The sequence below is a fragment of the Bacillus sp. NP247 genome (genome assembly GCF_018966865.1).
Classification (GTDB): Bacteria; Bacillota; Bacilli; order Bacillales; family Bacillaceae_G; genus Bacillus_A.
This window is the reverse complement of record NZ_CP076653.1, coordinates 561,066-578,176: the sequence shown is the minus strand read 5'-3', so window position 1 is coordinate 578,176 and position 17,111 is coordinate 561,066. Positions and strand designations below refer to the sequence as shown.

14 protein-coding genes and 1 riboswitch are annotated in these 17,111 nt (G+C 35.5%); of the genes, 9 read left to right on the top strand and 5 right to left on the bottom strand.

Going from position 1 to position 17,111, the window contains the following annotated elements; all coding sequences use genetic code 11:
* Positions 1-52: 52 nt before the first annotated feature.
* Positions 53-727: an NAD(P)H-dependent oxidoreductase gene (locus KPL75_RS03060; RefSeq protein WP_097833183.1), complete on the top strand. Its 675-nt coding sequence runs from the start codon at positions 53-55 to the stop codon at positions 725-727.
* A gap of 163 nt (positions 728-890) precedes the next feature.
* On the opposite strand, the gene KPL75_RS03055 is transcribed toward KPL75_RS03060, so the two are convergent.
* Positions 891-2,564 (bottom strand): alkaline phosphatase, encoded by a 1,674-nt coding sequence (locus KPL75_RS03055; RefSeq protein WP_219919349.1) that lies wholly within the window; start codon positions 2,562-2,564, stop codon positions 891-893.
* A 269-nt stretch (positions 2,565-2,833) separates the two neighbouring features.
* Between KPL75_RS03055 and KPL75_RS03050 the strand changes: the two genes are divergently transcribed.
* Together KPL75_RS03050 and KPL75_RS03045 are read left to right on the top strand one after the other, a co-directional pair.
* A complete protein-coding gene (locus tag KPL75_RS03050) occupies positions 2,834-3,886 on the top strand; it encodes a pyruvate kinase (RefSeq protein WP_219919348.1) in 1,053 nt (350 codons plus the stop codon).
* A gap of 162 nt (positions 3,887-4,048) precedes the next feature.
* Positions 4,049-4,330: a DUF1292 domain-containing protein gene (locus KPL75_RS03045; protein WP_002013967.1), complete on the top strand. Its 282-nt coding sequence runs from the start codon at positions 4,049-4,051 to the stop codon at positions 4,328-4,330.
* A 90-nt stretch (positions 4,331-4,420) separates the two neighbouring features.
* On the opposite strand, the gene KPL75_RS03040 is transcribed toward KPL75_RS03045, so the two are convergent.
* The 3 genes from KPL75_RS03040 to KPL75_RS03030 form a co-directional block, all read right to left on the bottom strand.
* Positions 4,421-4,729, bottom strand: a complete 309-nt coding sequence (locus KPL75_RS03040; protein ID WP_097833179.1) for a hypothetical protein — start codon at positions 4,727-4,729, stop codon at positions 4,421-4,423.
* 164 nt (positions 4,730-4,893) lie between these two features.
* On the bottom strand, positions 4,894-6,186 hold the full coding sequence (locus KPL75_RS03035; RefSeq protein WP_219919347.1) for a histidine--tRNA ligase: 1,293 nt from the start codon (positions 6,184-6,186) through the stop codon (positions 4,894-4,896).
* Between the two features lie 280 nt (positions 6,187-6,466).
* Positions 6,467-8,260: a helix-turn-helix transcriptional regulator gene (locus KPL75_RS03030; protein ID WP_219919346.1), complete on the bottom strand. Its 1,794-nt coding sequence runs from the start codon at positions 8,258-8,260 to the stop codon at positions 6,467-6,469.
* A gap of 269 nt (positions 8,261-8,529) precedes the next feature.
* Between KPL75_RS03030 and KPL75_RS03025 the strand changes: the two genes are divergently transcribed.
* From KPL75_RS03025 to KPL75_RS03005, 5 genes are all read left to right on the top strand, one after another.
* On the top strand, positions 8,530-10,692 hold the full coding sequence (locus KPL75_RS03025) for a serine hydrolase domain-containing protein (RefSeq protein WP_219919345.1): 2,163 nt from the start codon (positions 8,530-8,532) through the stop codon (positions 10,690-10,692).
* 225 nt (positions 10,693-10,917) lie between these two features.
* Positions 10,918-11,394 (top strand): Cys-tRNA(Pro) deacylase, encoded by a 477-nt coding sequence (gene ybaK / locus KPL75_RS03020; RefSeq protein WP_219919344.1) that lies wholly within the window; start codon positions 10,918-10,920, stop codon positions 11,392-11,394.
* Between the two features lie 226 nt (positions 11,395-11,620).
* Positions 11,621-11,724: riboswitch (purine riboswitch) on the top strand.
* A 176-nt stretch (positions 11,725-11,900) separates the two neighbouring features.
* Complete coding sequence (locus KPL75_RS03015) at positions 11,901-12,782, top strand: 5'-methylthioadenosine/S-adenosylhomocysteine nucleosidase (RefSeq protein WP_219919343.1); 882 nt, start codon at positions 11,901-11,903, stop codon at positions 12,780-12,782.
* A gap of 215 nt (positions 12,783-12,997) precedes the next feature.
* Positions 12,998-13,354: a hypothetical protein gene (locus KPL75_RS03010; RefSeq protein WP_002146626.1), complete on the top strand. Its 357-nt coding sequence runs from the start codon at positions 12,998-13,000 to the stop codon at positions 13,352-13,354.
* A gap of 503 nt (positions 13,355-13,857) precedes the next feature.
* The gene (locus KPL75_RS03005) at positions 13,858-14,706 is read left to right on the top strand and encodes an endonuclease I family protein (RefSeq protein WP_219919342.1); all 849 of its coding nucleotides are present in this window, start codon (positions 13,858-13,860) and stop codon (positions 14,704-14,706) included.
* 141 nt (positions 14,707-14,847) lie between these two features.
* Here the strand turns inward: KPL75_RS03005 and KPL75_RS03000 are convergent, their stop codons facing one another.
* Entirely contained in the window at positions 14,848-16,278 is a 1,431-nt protein-coding gene (locus tag KPL75_RS03000; RefSeq protein WP_219919341.1) for a YfcC family protein, read from the bottom strand.
* Between the two features lie 197 nt (positions 16,279-16,475).
* Between KPL75_RS03000 and rraA the strand changes: the two genes are divergently transcribed.
* Positions 16,476-16,961, top strand: coding sequence for a ribonuclease E activity regulator RraA (rraA, locus tag KPL75_RS02995; protein ID WP_097833171.1), 486 nt, complete (start codon positions 16,476-16,478; stop codon positions 16,959-16,961).
* Positions 16,962-17,111: the final 150 nt, after the last annotated feature.

The window sequence follows — 17,111 nt, the reverse complement described above, 5'->3', positions numbered from 1 at the left end:
TTAAAAAATATAATTTGGTTGAGCAAAAAAATAATGAAAAGAGGTTTTTTTTATGACTAACACAAATACAAAACAAAAAATTATGGAAGCTTTTAACTTTAGACATGCATGTAAAGAGTTTGATCCTATGAAGAAAATTTCAGAAGATGATTTTAAATTTATTTTAGAAACAGGCAGATTATCTCCTTCTTCTTTTGGCTATGAGCCTTGGAAATTTATTGTGGTACAAAATAAAGAATTAAGAGAAAAACTATTACCATATTCATGGGGAGCAGGTGGGCAGCTCGCAACAGCAAGTCATTTTGTCATTGTTCTTTCAAGAAATATTAAAGATATGCACTATGATGCAGCGTATATTCAGCACATGATGAAAGATATTATTGGATTACCTGAAGAAGCCCAACAGATGAGATATGAAATCTTCAAAAAATTCCAAGAATCCGATTTTAAATTGCTAGACTCCGAACGTGCTGTACTTGATTGGTCATCAAAGCAATCTTATATTGCTTTAGCTAATATGATGACTAGTGCAGCTCAAATCGGTATTGATTCTTGTCCAATAGAAGGATTTGATAAAGCGAAAGTAGATTCTTTACTTCGTCAAGAAGGAATTATAAAAGACGATAATCTTGAAGTATCAGTTATGGTTGCCTTTGGTTACCGTAAAGGAGAGCCGAAGCGTGATAAAACAAGAAAAACTATGGATACAATTGTTGAATGGATTTAATAAGATAAATTTGTATCCATATAACGAAAAAAACGCCATCCTTTCTGTAGAAACATAGGAAAGGATGGCGTTTTTGTATGACGTCTGTTTGTATATTTGCATAGGAAGTTCAATTTCTTTTTTCAAAACTTAGTTTGATGGACACGTGGAGGCACTTTTTAATTTAGTGAGAGTGTCTTAAAAATAGTTGAATTGCTTGCTCAGGTACATAGAATTTCCCATTGCTTTCTACAACGATGCTTCCTAATTCATAATCTTTTCCATCGATACAGATAATGTTTTTATTAACAGACAATCTTGCCTCCGTATTATCGCGTTTTGCTACAAGTACAGGGTTTAGTGCATCTTTTTTATCAATCGTTACAATTGCACCAATTTTTTTAAAGGATGTTTCAGCATCTAAAAATAATTTCTTAGTTATTTCTCCTAATTGAAAGCCCATTGCTTTGGCCATTGTCTTCGCAATGTCGGTATTTTGGACTAAACCGTATGGCTTTTGAGGACCGTAAGAGTATAAGAATACATCTTCACCCGTATGACCACCAGTTGTAAAACCGAGGTTCGCACGGTTGGACAATAATGTAGTAAGGATCGGACCTACATCAGCTTTCTTACGTGCAGCTTTTAATTTTTCTCCTTCATCATCAGTTAAGTTGTCTAAACCGTATAGAGCAGCTACTTCTTTTATATTAGATAAATCATCTTGTAGTTTATTTGTAGCACCTTCAATTGTCATTTTCGCCTTTTTCAGTGGGGCAATGTAAGCTGATACTGGCGTGGTATCATATCCTTTTGTGGTATTGCTGTTACCAATGGAAATACCGCTATTTCCATGATCGGTTAAAGCGATGACCATAGTATTACGATCTTTCTTCGCAAACTCTAACGCTTCGGTAACCGCATCATCAAATGCCAATACATCGCTAATCATCCCGATTGGGTCATTTGCATGTGCTGCCCAATCTGCCTTACTGCCTTCTACGAATAAGAAGAAACCATCTTTATCTTTTGATAATGTTTGAATTGCTTTTCTTGTCATCTGGGAAAGAGTTGGCTGCTCAGGATGATTTGCTTCACGATCCATATCGAACGCAAGGGCAGTATTAGAGAAAGAACCCCAGATTTTATTTGATTTGGAGTTTAATAACGCATCTTTTGTTTCGACAAAGTCGTACCCTTTGTCTTGAATTACTTTTACTAAATCTTCGTTGTCTTTACGAATTCCATTGCTTGTCGTAGGCTGAAGTGCTGCCTTTCCACCACCTAATACAACTTCTATATTTTGATAAACTTGCTGTCCACCAAGCACTTCAAAATTCTTGCGGTTAGCATGGTGAGCGGAGAAACTAGCCGGAGTAGCATGCTGGATTTCTGATGTAGCAACGATTCCTGTTGCGCGGCCTGAATGTTTTGCACCTTCTAAGACGTTGGCAACTGGACGAAACTTGCATTCTTCTTTAATTGGCTCTAACCCAGGCGAATTCACAATAGAAGGTAATACGCCCACATAGCCTGAATTTGATTTATTTCCTGTCGCTAAAGCTGTGGCTGCCGGTGCAGAATCCGTAATAGCTGATTCTGCTGAATACGTACGAACACCTCCGGATACAATTTGATCTAGTGCAAGAGGTGAACCTTTATACCACCGGGCTAATGTTGTAGCAGAAGAGCTTGTCCCATCTATAACCATGAAAATTACATTTTTAGGTGGCTTTACTGCTTTTTTTACTGCAGCTTTTATCTCGTTATCGTTCATCATGATTCCTGCTGCTAATGACCATAGTGCTACCGTTCCCGCTAATGTTAGTCCCATTATTTTTTTACGAAGAGTAGTCATTGTGGTTCCTCCATAGGTTGTTTTCGATATCCCAATCTAACGTTCGTATGTAAACAAGATTTATTATTAGTAGTACCCTATTGCCACGAAACTAACAATAACTATGGAGTTAAAATGCTTTACACGAAAAGTTAAATTTAAGCTACTTTTTCAGCAAAATCTTCTTCTCATATAAAACATCTTTGTATCCTTAAGTTGTACGGTCTTGCCTATAAAGAGAATCTTCTCTTTATTTTATGGGAACCATTTATAAAAAGGATGGTGGAAGAATGGCAATTGATCGAGTTTGTACAATTGGGCCGGCAAGTAATAATAAAGAGACATTAGCTCAGTTAATAAATAATGGTATGAAAATTGTTCGGTTGAATTTATCACATGGCACCCATGAAAGTCATAAAACAATCATGCGTTTAGTAAAATCGTTAGACGATTCTATTAAAATTCTAGGGGATGTACAAGGTCCTAAAATAAGATTGGGTGAAATGAAAGAGGAACAAAGTACACTTGAAGCAGGCGAGTTATTTATTTTACGTACCACTCCAGTTGAAGGGAATAAAAAAGAAGCAAGTGTTGATTATGTAGGGATTGCGAACGACGTGAAAGTTGGAAGTAGGATTCTTATTAATGATGGAGAAGTTGAGTTAATTGTTGAAAAGGTAAGTGCGGAAAAAATAGAAACGAGGATAAAAACAGGTGGAAATATTGCCTCTCATAAAGGGGTAAACTTACCAGGTGCAATTGTTAGTTTACCAGCTATTACAGAGAAAGATAAAAAAGATATTCAGTTTCTTTTAAGAGAAGGTGTTGATTTTATTGCGTGTTCCTTTGTGCGAAAACCTAGTCATATAAAGGAAATACGGGATTTTATACAAGAGCATAAAGAAACTTCGCCCAAATTAATTGCAAAAATAGAAACGATGGAAGCTATCGAGAATTTTCAAGACATATGCAAAGAAGCGGATGGCATTATGATCGCAAGGGGAGATTTAGGTGTGGAATTGCCGTATCAATTTATTCCATTGTTACAAAAAATGATGATTCGTGAGTGCAATCGAACGAATACATATGTAATTACAGCGACACAAATGCTTCAATCTATGGTAGATCACTCTATTCCTACAAGAGCTGAGGTGACTGATGTATTTCAGGCCGTACTGGACGGAACGAATGCTGTTATGCTTTCTGCTGAAAGTGCGTCAGGGGATCATCCAATCGAAAGTGTGAAAACATTACGTCTCGTTTCTGAATTCGCGGAGCATGTAAAAAAAGATGGTCCTTTTGCGATGAAAGATGTATTGGAATTACTACATAAGTCTCTTTAGTATGAAAATTTATATTTATCGATTATAGTATTAATTGGATACTTATGCTGAACCAGCAAGAATTTGTTGTTCTTTCTGTATGAATTTAACTTTTTTATGGAAAGATGTGTAAGTAAGTGTATGGCTTGAACGTTTTATTTTTTAGAGTATGATAGGAGGAGAATGAATATGGAAGCAATTGAAGTAGGCGAAATTTTTAGTCTTACCGATGAGAATAATGAAGAGCAGGAAGTTGAAGTGCTTGGAGCGATGGATGTCGAAGGAGCAGAATACATTGCGGTTGCCTTTGTAGAAGACATTCAAACAGAAACAGAGGAAGACATTGATATCTTCTTTTTAAAAGTAGAAGAAGATAATGAATTCTCATACATAGAGAATGACGAGGAATTTGAAAAAGTATCTGCTGCGTTTGAGAAGATTATGGACGAGCAAGAGCAAGAGTAAGAGTAGTTTGACGCAAGAGGGAGATGCATATCTGCCCTCTTTTTTGTATAGGGTTAAAAAAACTGTCTCTAACTTCTATTTTTCAATTCACTATGAATCATACACTTCTTTTATGTTCGTGGAAGCCGCATCTAATAGAAGGAAAATAGACGCTATAATATGTATAGCGATTTGTATATATGGAAAGAAAGCAACTAGAATAGCCAAGATTCCTATATAATTAGCATAGCCTTTCATACCTGCCTTTTTAGCTAATACAATAGTAATAATATGTAAAGCAATTACTATAAGAAATGGTATCCCGGATAAGTCAACTAGCCCCTGAAATAAATAACAAGGAATTAATAATAGATGGGAAATACCTGTAGTCCACTTTAATGCTTTTACGACTGCCTTCAAAGTAAATGCCTCCTAAATAAGTTAATATGAATATATTACCAAATATAGTGGTGAGTGGATATGTTTTTGTGATTTACACTTATGGGTTATAATAATTATATTATGTAAACTTAATGGGTTTTATCTGTTCAATAGAAAAACCACCCAAATGAGGGTGGTTCGTATTACATATAGTTATTTAATGTGCCATTTTCCAAAGAGAAGAGGGGAATCTTCACTTCAGTACCTTCCTTCATATTACGCAGCACAACGGTTTCTGTAGTAATTTCTTCTTCGCCAATAATAAGTACATACGGGATATTTTCTTTATTGGCGTAATTAAGGGCACGTTTTAATTTGCGTCCTGCTAGTTCGAGTTCAACTTTTAATGAAGTAGCAGCACGTAGTTTTTGGGCGATTTGTAAACATTGTAATTCTGTTCCGAGTGGAATGATAAATAGATCCGCTGTAGATGATGTGGTTTCTTGCTTTTGAAGTGCGGTATAAATAACATCTAAACCGAATGAGATCCCTACTGTTGGATAGCTCATATTATCACCACGGAAGGCGCCAATAATATTATCGTAACGACCACCGCTACCGATGCTAGATGTAATCATGCCATCTTTTAGAAAGATTTCATACACAGTGCCTGTATACATTGTGAGTCCTCTTGCTAAAAATGGATTGAATATCGTATTTTCATTTATTCCGAGAGCGAGTAAGTATTGCTGCAATTGTTGTAATTCGTTTACTCCCTCGGTAACGAGTGTATTATTAAATGCTTCTTCAAATTCAGTAAGCTTAAACTCCATACAAGATAAAACGGTACTACATACTGACTCTACTGTTTGTACAGCGATTTCGCGCCCTAATAAATCTTTCTTTACACCATCAATCCCGATCTTTTCGATTTTATCTAATGATAAAATTACGTCACTCGTTAATTCGGTAGGGATGTTAATAGACTGGAGAATACCGTTTAATAATTTTCGATTATTATATTGAATCGTTACTTCTAAGTTTAACGTTCGGAATAGTTCAAATGCCATACTCATGAGTTCAGCTTCTGCCATGACGGACTCTACACCAACTATATCAACATCACATTGAATGAATTCACGGAATCTCCCTTGTTTAATCGGACCATCTCGAAATACTTTTCCAATTTCATAACGTTTAAAAGGAAGGCGGATATTTGGATTCATCGCAACAACTTTGGCGAATGGAATTGTTAAATCGTAACGTAAGGCAAGATCGCGTTTTCCTTGATCTTGAAGTGTATATATTTCTTTTAAAATTTCATCACCACCACCGTATTTGTATGACATAAGATCATACATATTTAACGTTGGTGTTTCTAACGGTTTACATCCATAACGTTCAAACGTATCTTCACATGCTCTTCTAATTTTGTTTCGCAATACTTGCTCCTCTGGTAAATAGTCTTTCGTTCCTTTTACATTTTTCATTTCCATTGTAATCACTCCTTTTTTTAATTAAAAAAAGCTATGCAGGTATAAAAATACCCACATAGCTTTATGAACGCTTCGTGGGTCAACAGGAAAAGCCCTGTACCCACGAAGAAAAATTTTTCTTCGGATACACGGCGTTATGTATGATGATGAAGTTGGAAAAAAGTATTGAAAGTACACATATGAAATCTCTCCTTAATAAGTTTTTTTCAAAGTATAACAGATGATTTTTGAAATATCAATATTTTCAGTTTTAAAGGGAAGCCTATTAATTCCACAGTAGCTACAAGATATCTTCTGTTCGTGCCATTTTTACCGCCTCTTCACGATTGCTGACACCTAGCTTTGAATAGAGATTTGAACAGTAATTACGGATCGTTCCTTCAGATAAAAATAGCTTAGCAGCAATAGATTTATAGCGTAATCCTTTTGATAGATGCTCTAAAATTTCCATTTCGCGTTTTGTAAGTCCGTACGGGTAAGTTTGTTTAGTCGATCCGATTTTTTCTAATTGCTCACGTTGAAGTTTCATTTCCTCGAAAACTCGTGTAGCAACCGATTGATCGATCCAAGTCCCACCATTATAAATAAGCTTCAAGGCTTCCTTCATTTCTTGTGGATGAATAGACTTCAACATGTAACCTTCAGCTCCATGCTCTAGTGCAGTTGTTGCTTGTAAGGAATCTTCAAATGTTGTCATAAGAACAATTTTCATATTAGGCCAACGTCGCTTCATTTCTAGTAAAGCTTCAATACCATTCATTTCTGGCATTTGAATGTCCATTAGTACAATGCCAGGCTGTAATTGTTCACATAGTTTTAAAGCTTCAGCTCCATCGTGTGCTTTGCCAACAACAGTAAAATCAGTGTGATGCTCTAAAATTTGCTCTAAACTATTTGTAATAAGTTCCTGATCATCAACGACCAATAAGCGAATTATGTTGTGTACAAATTCTGTTTGTAATGGAATATTACAAACGATGAATGTTCCTTGTTCAGTACTAGAATGAACAGATAATGTACCATGAAATTGTTCAAGTCGTTCTTTCATTCCACTGAGGCCAAAGCCAAATTGAATTTCTTCCATTCCAATACCGTTATCTTCAATTTGCAATCGAAGTTGTTGTCCGTCGAAATGCAGTTGAACGGATATGGTGCTCGCTTTACCGTGCCGAACAGCGTTTGTTAACGACTCCTGAAGACAACGATATAGGCAAAAATTCACTTTTTGCATCACAAGAGTTTCATTGCCAATCGTACGAAATGTAACGGTTGTACCTGTAGATTTTATAAATTCTTCTGTTAATTGTTGCAGTGATTCACTTAATGAATTACTAAGTGGATTATGAGATAGCTCGTGTAGATGCTTTCGAATGTCATCTAGACTATGCTGAGCAATGCTGATAAGTGAATCAATTCTTTCAAACTGTGAATTCGGTACTGATGATTTTAGTGATGTGACGCCAGCGATGAGAGAAGTAAGTGTATGACCAATTGTGTCATGTAGCTCATGTGACAATCGATTACGCTCTTCTATGAGAGTAAGCTCTTCAATCCTTTTAATATGTTGTTCTAATAGTAGTTTTTGCTCTTCAATAATTCGAGATTGTTTATGATACTGAATTAATATATTAAAAGAAACGCCAATGGCAAAACCGATGCTACAACTAACAATCATTTCGTATGGCGACCGCCAGGCAATCAAGGCGTTCAATAATGGGAATACAAATCCACAAAAAATACCGCTCCATATATAATTATTTTGATTACTACATAGGCCAATAGTGATTACGAGTAAAATGAAAGGCCAAAGTAAATTTGGGGCTACGGATGCTAAATAAAGATAAAAACAACCTGCGGTGATAATATCGAATGCAGGGTACCATTCTGTTTTCTTATATCGAATAATTAATGGTACAAGGTAAACGACAAAAGCGAGAGCAAGTACGATTATACTTGACGTATGAATGAATGATGGAGACATAAAATTAGTACCAATGATAATGAATAGCCAAAACGTTCGTACTAATATAAATATCCAATCATACCAAAACCATTTTTTTGTGAATGAGAACATAAATTATGCACCTACTTATATTTTAAGGTTAATTATCTAATGATTCAGATTCATCATGTAACATATCTTTTAAATCGTCAATAGAAAGACAGGCAACAAAGCATGTCATATGAAGCAGTTGACAGTTTATCACATGTTTTATGTGACAGAGGTGCACATAGTGTCACGAGTAAATTAAAGCATTTTGTCACTATGTTATTTAACAATATTGAAGTTAAGGTGAGGGAGTGAGGCAACAGAAAAATTCAAAATAATAGGAGCGATGTATAATGAAGTCATTTTTCTTAAAAAAAGGAACGGTTCTTACTTTAACAGGGACTATATTGGTTGGAGCGTTAGCGATACCTTCTCATGGAAACATACATGCGGTAAACAAAAAGATATCAACTGAGCAAGTTGTCGATAAAGCTGCCGATACAAAAAATATTCCAGGAGTCATTGTTACTGTGAAAAATGGAGAAGCTAGTTGGTCATATGCTTCTGGTGAAGCAAATATTGAGAGGAATCATAAGGTAGATGCTGACTCTGCTTTCAGGATCGGGGGCACAACGAATACGTTTGTAGCTACAGTTGCATTGCAGCTTGCTGGAGAGAAGAAACTAAGTCTAGATGATACGGTAGAGAAATGGTTGCCGGGACTTATAAAAGGGAAAGGCTATGATGGTAACAAAATTACGATTCGTCAATTATTAAATCATACAAGCGGAATTGCAGATTACTTGAATCCAGATCTTAAAGCGAAATTAATAGAGAATCCAAGTGAGAATTATAGACCGGAACAATTAATTTCCCGTGCCTTAGAATTAGAACCGGTAAAAGGCTGGTCATACTCGAATACGAATATGGTTATTGTAGGATTGATTATTCAGAAGATAACAGGGGAATCATATACCGAGCAGATAAAAAAACGAATTATTGAACCTCTTAGTTTAAAAGAAACAGTCCTTCCTGGAAGTTCGATGGATATTCCGAAAAAAAATGCCCGTGGCTACTTGAATACGGGAGATAAATTAGTAGATATTACTTTGTTTAATCCATCAGTTGCTAATGCTAGTGGTGAAATGATTTCGACAGGAGAAAATATGACAACGTTCTTCCGTGCCTTATTAAGTGGTAAACTACTGACACCGGAGATACAGAAGGAAATGGTGACTAACACAGTTGATACCCCATTAGGAAAGTATGGGCTTGGCATTCACGCAACAAAATTGCCAGACGGTACTGAAGTATGGGGACATGGTGGTGGTATTCCTGGTTTTACTAACTTTGCTGGTGGAACGGAAGATGGTCAACATGTTATCTCGATAAATATTAATGTATTAGGAGCAGAAAAACAGATTAACAATATATTAGCTTCAGAATTTGCTGGAAAATCAAAAAAGGAACCTGCGGATAAGGAAAAGAAAAGTAATCATAGAGAAGAAGTTAAAAACGTAATGGATCGAGTAGTAACGAATAAAAAAATCCCAAGTGTTATAGCTGGTGGATTAAAGGATGGAAAGCGGTGGTCTTATGCTACAGGGACGGCAAGTTATGAAATACCACGCCCAGTGGAACCGAATTTTTCATTCCGTATCGGAAGTATCACTAAGACATTCACAGCTTCTGTTGTACTGCAATTGGCTGAAGAGAAGCAATTAAACCTTGATGATTCAGTCGAAAAATGGTTGCCAGGAGTCGTACAGGGTAACGGATATGATGGAAATAAAATTACAATTCGTCAGTTGTTGAATCATACAAGTGGAATTGCAACCAATATAGATAAGGATATGCGAGATTTTACACTGCCCCAAAACCCATTTCGTTACTATAGTACCGATGAACTTATCAGTTTAGCACTTGCGAAGCCGCCTGTATTTGCACCAGGGGAGGGCTGGGACTATTCGAATACAAATACTGTTATAGCTGGGAAGATTATTCAAAAGGTAACAGGAGATACGTATGCGGAGCAAATTAGAAAAAGATTCATTGAGCCACTGGGGTTAAAAGAGACATTCGTAATGGAAGCAAGTCCGCACATACCAGGTGAACATGCTACAGGATACAATATGGATAGATCGGGTCGTTTATATGATTTGACAGAAATAAATCAGTCATGGGCGAATGCAGCTGGAGATATGGTTTCAACAGTGAAAGATTTGACTACCTTCTTCAGTGCACTGTTGGGTGGAAAGCTTCTAAATCAAGAGCTAATGGATCAGATGTTCAAAACAGTAGATTCACCTATAGGTAAGGTTGGACTAGGGGTTTATGAAGAAAAAACACCGGACGGACAATCATATTGGGGGCATGCTGGTGGGACATATGGATTTGAAACGAGGGTCGGTGGACCTATTGGAGGAGAGCATATTTTAGTAACTGCTATCAATGCAGTAGGTCCGGAGGTTATTGAGGGGAGGGATAAAATATTTAATAAGGAGTTTGGACGTTAAATGTAAAACCGACATCAAGCCTTTTATTTGAAGGGGAGAGTCGGTTTTCTTTTTGCTCCCTTAGTACCTTTAAGTTGAGAATGTTTAGAGTCAAAACCTAATAATTAAAGTTTTACTTTAAATTGAACAATATGTGAAGTTTTGTAGGAGAATTTGAAAAAGGTGTATAATAAAAGGAAAATTAATGATGTGAAATAAATTTCTATGTATTAAAAGGAGAAGCTCATGAAAAAAGATAAAACTAATGCGATGCGAATATTAGATAAAGAAAAAATTGAATATTCGATGATGTCATATGATCCGGACGATGGGAAAATTGATGGAGTGTCAGTTGCCGAGAAAATTGGACGAGAAGTGAGAGAAGTATATAAAACGTTAATCGCTCAAGGGAATAGTAAAAATTATCATGTTTTTATCATTCCAGTAGATGAGGAACTAAATTTAAAAGCAGCCGCAAAAGCAGTAAGTGAAAAGAAGATTGAAATGATTCCTGTTAAAGATATTACGAAAGTTTCAGGGTATATTCGCGGCGGTTGTTCACCGATCGGAATGAAGAAATTATTTTCTACATGCATTGATGAGAGCGCACAAATACTTGAAACGATGATAGTAAGCGGCGGGAAAATCGGTATACAAATTGAGCTGAAAGTTGATGACTTGGCGAAAGTGACGAGAGCGCAGTTTGGTGAGGTAACGAAGTAAATATACATAGAGAAAGAAGTTCTAGTTTTATGGAGCTTCTTTTTATTTTTGGATGGTTGTTGTGGGTTAATCTAGTTTAGGATATATTTTTTTCGGTATAATGTATTATGAAAATAGGATTCTCTATTGATTTGCCATTTAAAAAACGAACATTTTTTAAATATTAACAAAAAACGTTCATATTTTTATTGCGTATGCATTAATAGTTTGTTATATTATCCATATAATAATTTTAAATATCATCACTCGTATATACTCGGTAATATGGTCCGAGCGTTTCTACCTAGTTCCCAATGAAAGAACTGGACTACGGGTTAAAGTATTCGGTCGTTCTATGTAATGAGTGCTACCGATTTATAATTTTGCATTTGTTTTATCTTTTGCTTAATTAACTTTGACTATCGTAGTTCTAGAAAGTAGAGAGTTTTCTACAGTTTCTAGAACTTTTTTCTTTGGACCAAAACCTCGAGTATAGAAAACAACAAGAGAAAGAGGAGAGATTATTTATGAAGGACAATCTGTTGAAAAAATATGGTGCCCTAGCAACTACTATCGCATTATCATTCTCAATACTTGCAGGATGTAGTGCTAGTCCAAAACAAGTAGCAGAGGCAAAAAGCAATCAAAACCCTATCTTAATCCAAGGTCCAATGCCGATAGAAGCTGAAAAATTTGCAAAAAGGTTAAAAAATGTGAAAGAAGAAAAATCTGGGAGTTTTGTATTTTATAAAGGAACTGTAGACAATTATCCTGTAATCGTTGCGAAAACAGGTAAAGGAATGGAAAATACAGCAGCCGCTACAGCAGTGGCTATTGAAAAATATAAGCCTATAGCGATTATTAACCAAGGAACATCAGGTGGACATGATCCTAATTTAAATGTATTTGATATTGTTTTAGGAAAAAAAGTCGCGAATATAGGTTCATTAAAAACAACAAATATGGATGAGAATCAAGGAATTGAGCCGGCAAAATGGATATCTATGGACTTAATGGCTTCTGAAGGAAGTGCAGGAGAAGATCCAAATGCTGAGAAAATCCGATACTACGAGGGAGATAAGGATTTACTTGCAGCAGCTAATGCAGTAAAGGATAAATATACAAAAGGTAAAGTGGTTGAAGGTACGATAGGTTCAGCAGACGTTTGGAATAATGAAGTTGATAGAATTAAGTGGTTCCATACAAAATACGGTACATCTGTAGAAGAAATGGAAGGCGCTGCCGCAGCGCAAATCGCAAAAGCTTATGACGTACCATTTTTAGGAATTAGAGTATTATCTAACAATAAAACAAACGGCGGAAAATACAACCCAAATACAGCAGCGGCAAATCAAGAATATGTATATGAAGTAGTTAAAAAGTATATAGATTCGATGCCAAATAAATAGAAGTAGTTTTATGCTCAACATAAACGTCAATTAGCTCCAAAAGTTTCCGGGACAGATAGATTTATCTTAGGAATGATAGTTGAAAAAGAAAAGCTTGTTTCTTATTAAAAAATATAAGAAATGAGCTTTTTTATTTAGAAAGAATTGAGTAATTAGTTTATAGCGTTAATGTGCAACAATGAATATTGTAATAATGTAATGGAGGTGAATGTAATATGGCTTTTACTACAGGTCCTATTGAAAACTTGGGAAATCAACCTGCTAATGCAAATAGAGTTAGGGTGAAAATCCTTAACCGTACTGCTGGCCCACTTACTGGAGTAGCTAGAGTTTTTAGACTTGACGGTTCAATAGTATTAATTGAACAGGTGAATTTCAATGTGAATTCTAATGCTTCTACTATTGAAACTCTAAGTTTAGTTCATCCTGCTTTTGGACAAGCATTTGAATATGAAGTTCAAATTGTTCCTAATCAACCGGGTGGGCTATATAGTGTTTATGGAATAACAGCTGAAAGTGTTATCATTACTGCACAACGGGTTGTGAATGCAGAATTAACACAGTTTCTTTAATTAAAATAGATTGGTGCCTACATGGTATCCAATCTATTTTTGTACTTATTCTTCAGAGGAAGAAGAGTTTTATACAAAAAATAAAGACAGTTATGGAAAAAGGAAAAGTCGAGCTATTATCTTGATTTGTACTATTTCTGTCCTAGACTCTATCTGTTTTGTTGCACGGTTTTCTTTGAATGATTTTTATTCAAAATGTTTTTTGGGTAATTTATTGAATATGCATAATTGCATAAAAAAATTGAAATTTATAAGTTAACATTAAACTACTTTTTAATTGTAAAGAATAGTTTAATAATCTTTACTAGAGAAGGATGTTCCTTGTGAAAAGTGAATTTTTTTGAAAAGTAGATAAACCAAAAGTGTGGAAATGATACAGACTGAATAGGGTTTTGTATTAAATAAAAAGAGAAGGGGAATGGAGTTTTAAACGTTTTCGTAGTTTTAGGGAGAACATTTTTAGTGAATGACTTCAAATTATATTTTAAAGGGGAAATGGGTATATGAAGTTCCGAAACACAAAACTTGCTATGGTTACACTATCTTCATTTTTTATTTTAGGTTCAGCATCTCTATCATTCACAGATATCATACATGGTGAAGTAGTTGCAGCATCTCCACAAGTAGATACGTTTTCAGCACAAGAGATTACTGTAAAAAACTATGACGATACATATTATAATAACGCTATAGGAAAAACGGGTTTAGAATTAAAGAAGGAACTTCATAATGTTATTGATAATCATACAAAGATATCATACAGTGCGGTTTGGGAAGCGCTAAGAGATACTGATGAAGATCCAAATAATAAAAATAATGTGTTGCTCTTATATACTGGGCGTTCGCAAGGGAAATTTACGAATGGTTCAGGAGTTGATAACTGGAACCGAGAGCATGTTTGGGCAAAATCTCACGGTGATTTTGGAACGGCTGCAGGACCTGGAACAGATTTGCATCATTTAAGAGCGACGGATGTATCTGTAAATAGTTCACGTGGAAATCTGGATTTTGATAATGGTGGTATGAATCATTCGGAAGCGACAGAATGTAAATATGATAGTGATTCTTGGGAACCTCGTGATAGTGTAAAAGGAGATATCGCTAGAATGCTGTTTTACATGGCTGCTCGTTACGAAGGAGATAACGGCGAAATAGACTTAGAACTAAATGAAAAGGTGGATAACAATAAAGATCCATACATGGGGAAACTATCTGTTTTACTAAAATGGAATGAACAAGACCCTGTCGATGATTTAGAGCGAAAGCGTAATGAAGTGATTTTTACAAAATATCAACATAATCGCAATCCTTTTATTGATCATCCTGAATGGGTAAATAAAATTTGGAAGTAAAATACTTAAAGGTATTTTACTTCGAGAGAAGGGATTGATCACTATGGTCAATCCCTGTTTATATCTATACTAGAATAAGTGATTTTTATAGGATTGGAGAATAGAATAGATATTTTATCAAGTTAAGTATAATATGGTCTTTTAGTACGGTCCCCACTCAATATTCACGCCAACAATAAGAAAAATAAGTCCGATGATAAACCAAATGAATGCAAGTGGAGCCATAAATCGAATCCATTTTCCATAAGAAATGCCACTCGCTGCGAGAACGCCCATTAAAACACCGGAAGTTGGGTTGAGGCAGTTCACAACACCTTCGCCAAGCATAACAGCCTGTACTGTAACTTGGCGTGTAATATGCATGAAATCAGCTAATGGAGCTAATATCGGAATGAAAATAACAGATTCTCCTGTCCCGGATGAAATGAGGAAATGTAATGCGGCACTACTTACATACATACCGATAACCCCAAATACAGGGCTATGTCCTTCGAGAGACTGTGCGAGTTGGTTAACGATTGTATCAAGTAATTTGCCTTGTTCTAAAATGACTGAAATACAACGAGCCATTCCGACGATCAAAGCACCGTAGATGAGATTTTGACAGCCTGCTAGAAAAGTAGAAGCGATATCGTTCGCTTTCATGCCACCTATTATTCCAGCAGTAATTGCTATGAAAATAAAAGTAGCGGTCATTTCTGCGTCTGTCCAATGTAGACGAAAAGCACCTATTAAAAATACAAGTAATGATAAAGCTGAAACGAGTAAAATTAATTTATGACGTATTGTCCAAGGAACTTCTGTTTTCTCTGTTTCTTTCTCACTTGAAAGAGCGTTACTTGGAAACCAGTTATCTCCGAGTATGCTTCCTTTATTCGATTTTTTTAAGCGTTTTACATACCAATTAATATACAAAATGGTGGCAATTAAAAAAGAAACATAGATTGCTGTGCGTAAACCAATCCCTGAAAACATCGGAAGTTCTGCGATTTTTTGTGAAATGCCTAAAGGTGAGGGAGATAATATAGTAGCATTAAAACCAGCATAAGTGCCTAAATAAATAATTGCTACGCCGACGATAGCGTCCCATTTTAATGTGCGTGCAACGATGATGCCGATGGGGATAAAGCCGATAACTGAGTTAACGATAATGCCAGTCGTCCCGAGAATAGAAAAGAGTGCGGCGACAATACAAATGAAAAGTAATTGCTGATTACGAAATTTGTTAATCACATGATAGATTAAACCGTCAAGAGCACCTGTTTTTTCAAGAATCGCAATAGCTCCACCCGTAAATAAAATTAAAAAGATGATAGGAGCAGCAAGTGTCATTCCTTTTTCAATAGCAGTAAAAAAAGAAAGAAATCCTACCGGCGATTGTGGAACAGAATGATAACTTCCTGGTATTGTCGTTGTAACAGTACCGTTTGTAACTCTTTTAAACTCTCCAGCAGGAACGAAATATGTAGCAATGGCACAAAGTAAGGCAATAAAAAATAGTAGTACGTACGCGTCAGGCATTTTAAACTTTCGTTTACTAGGCTGTTTTTTTGCCTCGGTCTGTAATTGCATAGAACCCCTCCCTTTCACTTTGTTAATTTTTAATATTCTGAAATTTATCTGTGGAATAGATTATAATAAAGGTAGCTTCTTAAGGCAATAGTTTTTCTATCCTTTTTCTGCACATACAAATTATTGCAACATTAGACAGGGAAACGAAAAAAATCCAAGAATATGTAATATAAAAGGAAAAGAAAAGAGGGAAAGAGATGTGGAAAACTACGGATCTATGTGATGAATTTGAACAGGAATTACAAATATGTCGCCAGTCTTTTCAATCTTATGGAAAGAAAGAACAATTCTATGGGAAAATCGCAACAGTAAAAGTGAAGGATGATAATGTACTAGTAAAAGAGGGGTTACAAACACTGCCGGAAGGAACAGTATTAGTGGTTGATGGCGGAGCTTCTAAAAATTGTGCGTTACTTGGTGATAATTTAGCAGCTATTGCGGAAGAAAGAAACTTAGCAGGAATTATTGTAAATGGGTATGTTCGTGATTCTATGGATCTAAAAAATATTAATATTGGTATTTTAGCATTAGGGACGATGCCAAATAGAAGTGTAAAAGAAGGAAAAGGAGAAAGAAATATTCCGGTGCAATTTGGTGAAGTTGAATGGAAGCCGAATGAATATGTTTATGTAGATGAAGATGGGATTATTGTTAGTGATAAAAGCTTTCATAGTGAGGGATGACTTCTATTAATGGAAGCTTATTAATCTATTATTCTTAGAAAATAAATCTGATAAATCATGGACAAAAATCTTTGTCAATAGTAAAATAATACAGAAAATCAAAATTTGCAGAATGTATAGGTTTATCGTGTTTACGATAACTTGAAAAGG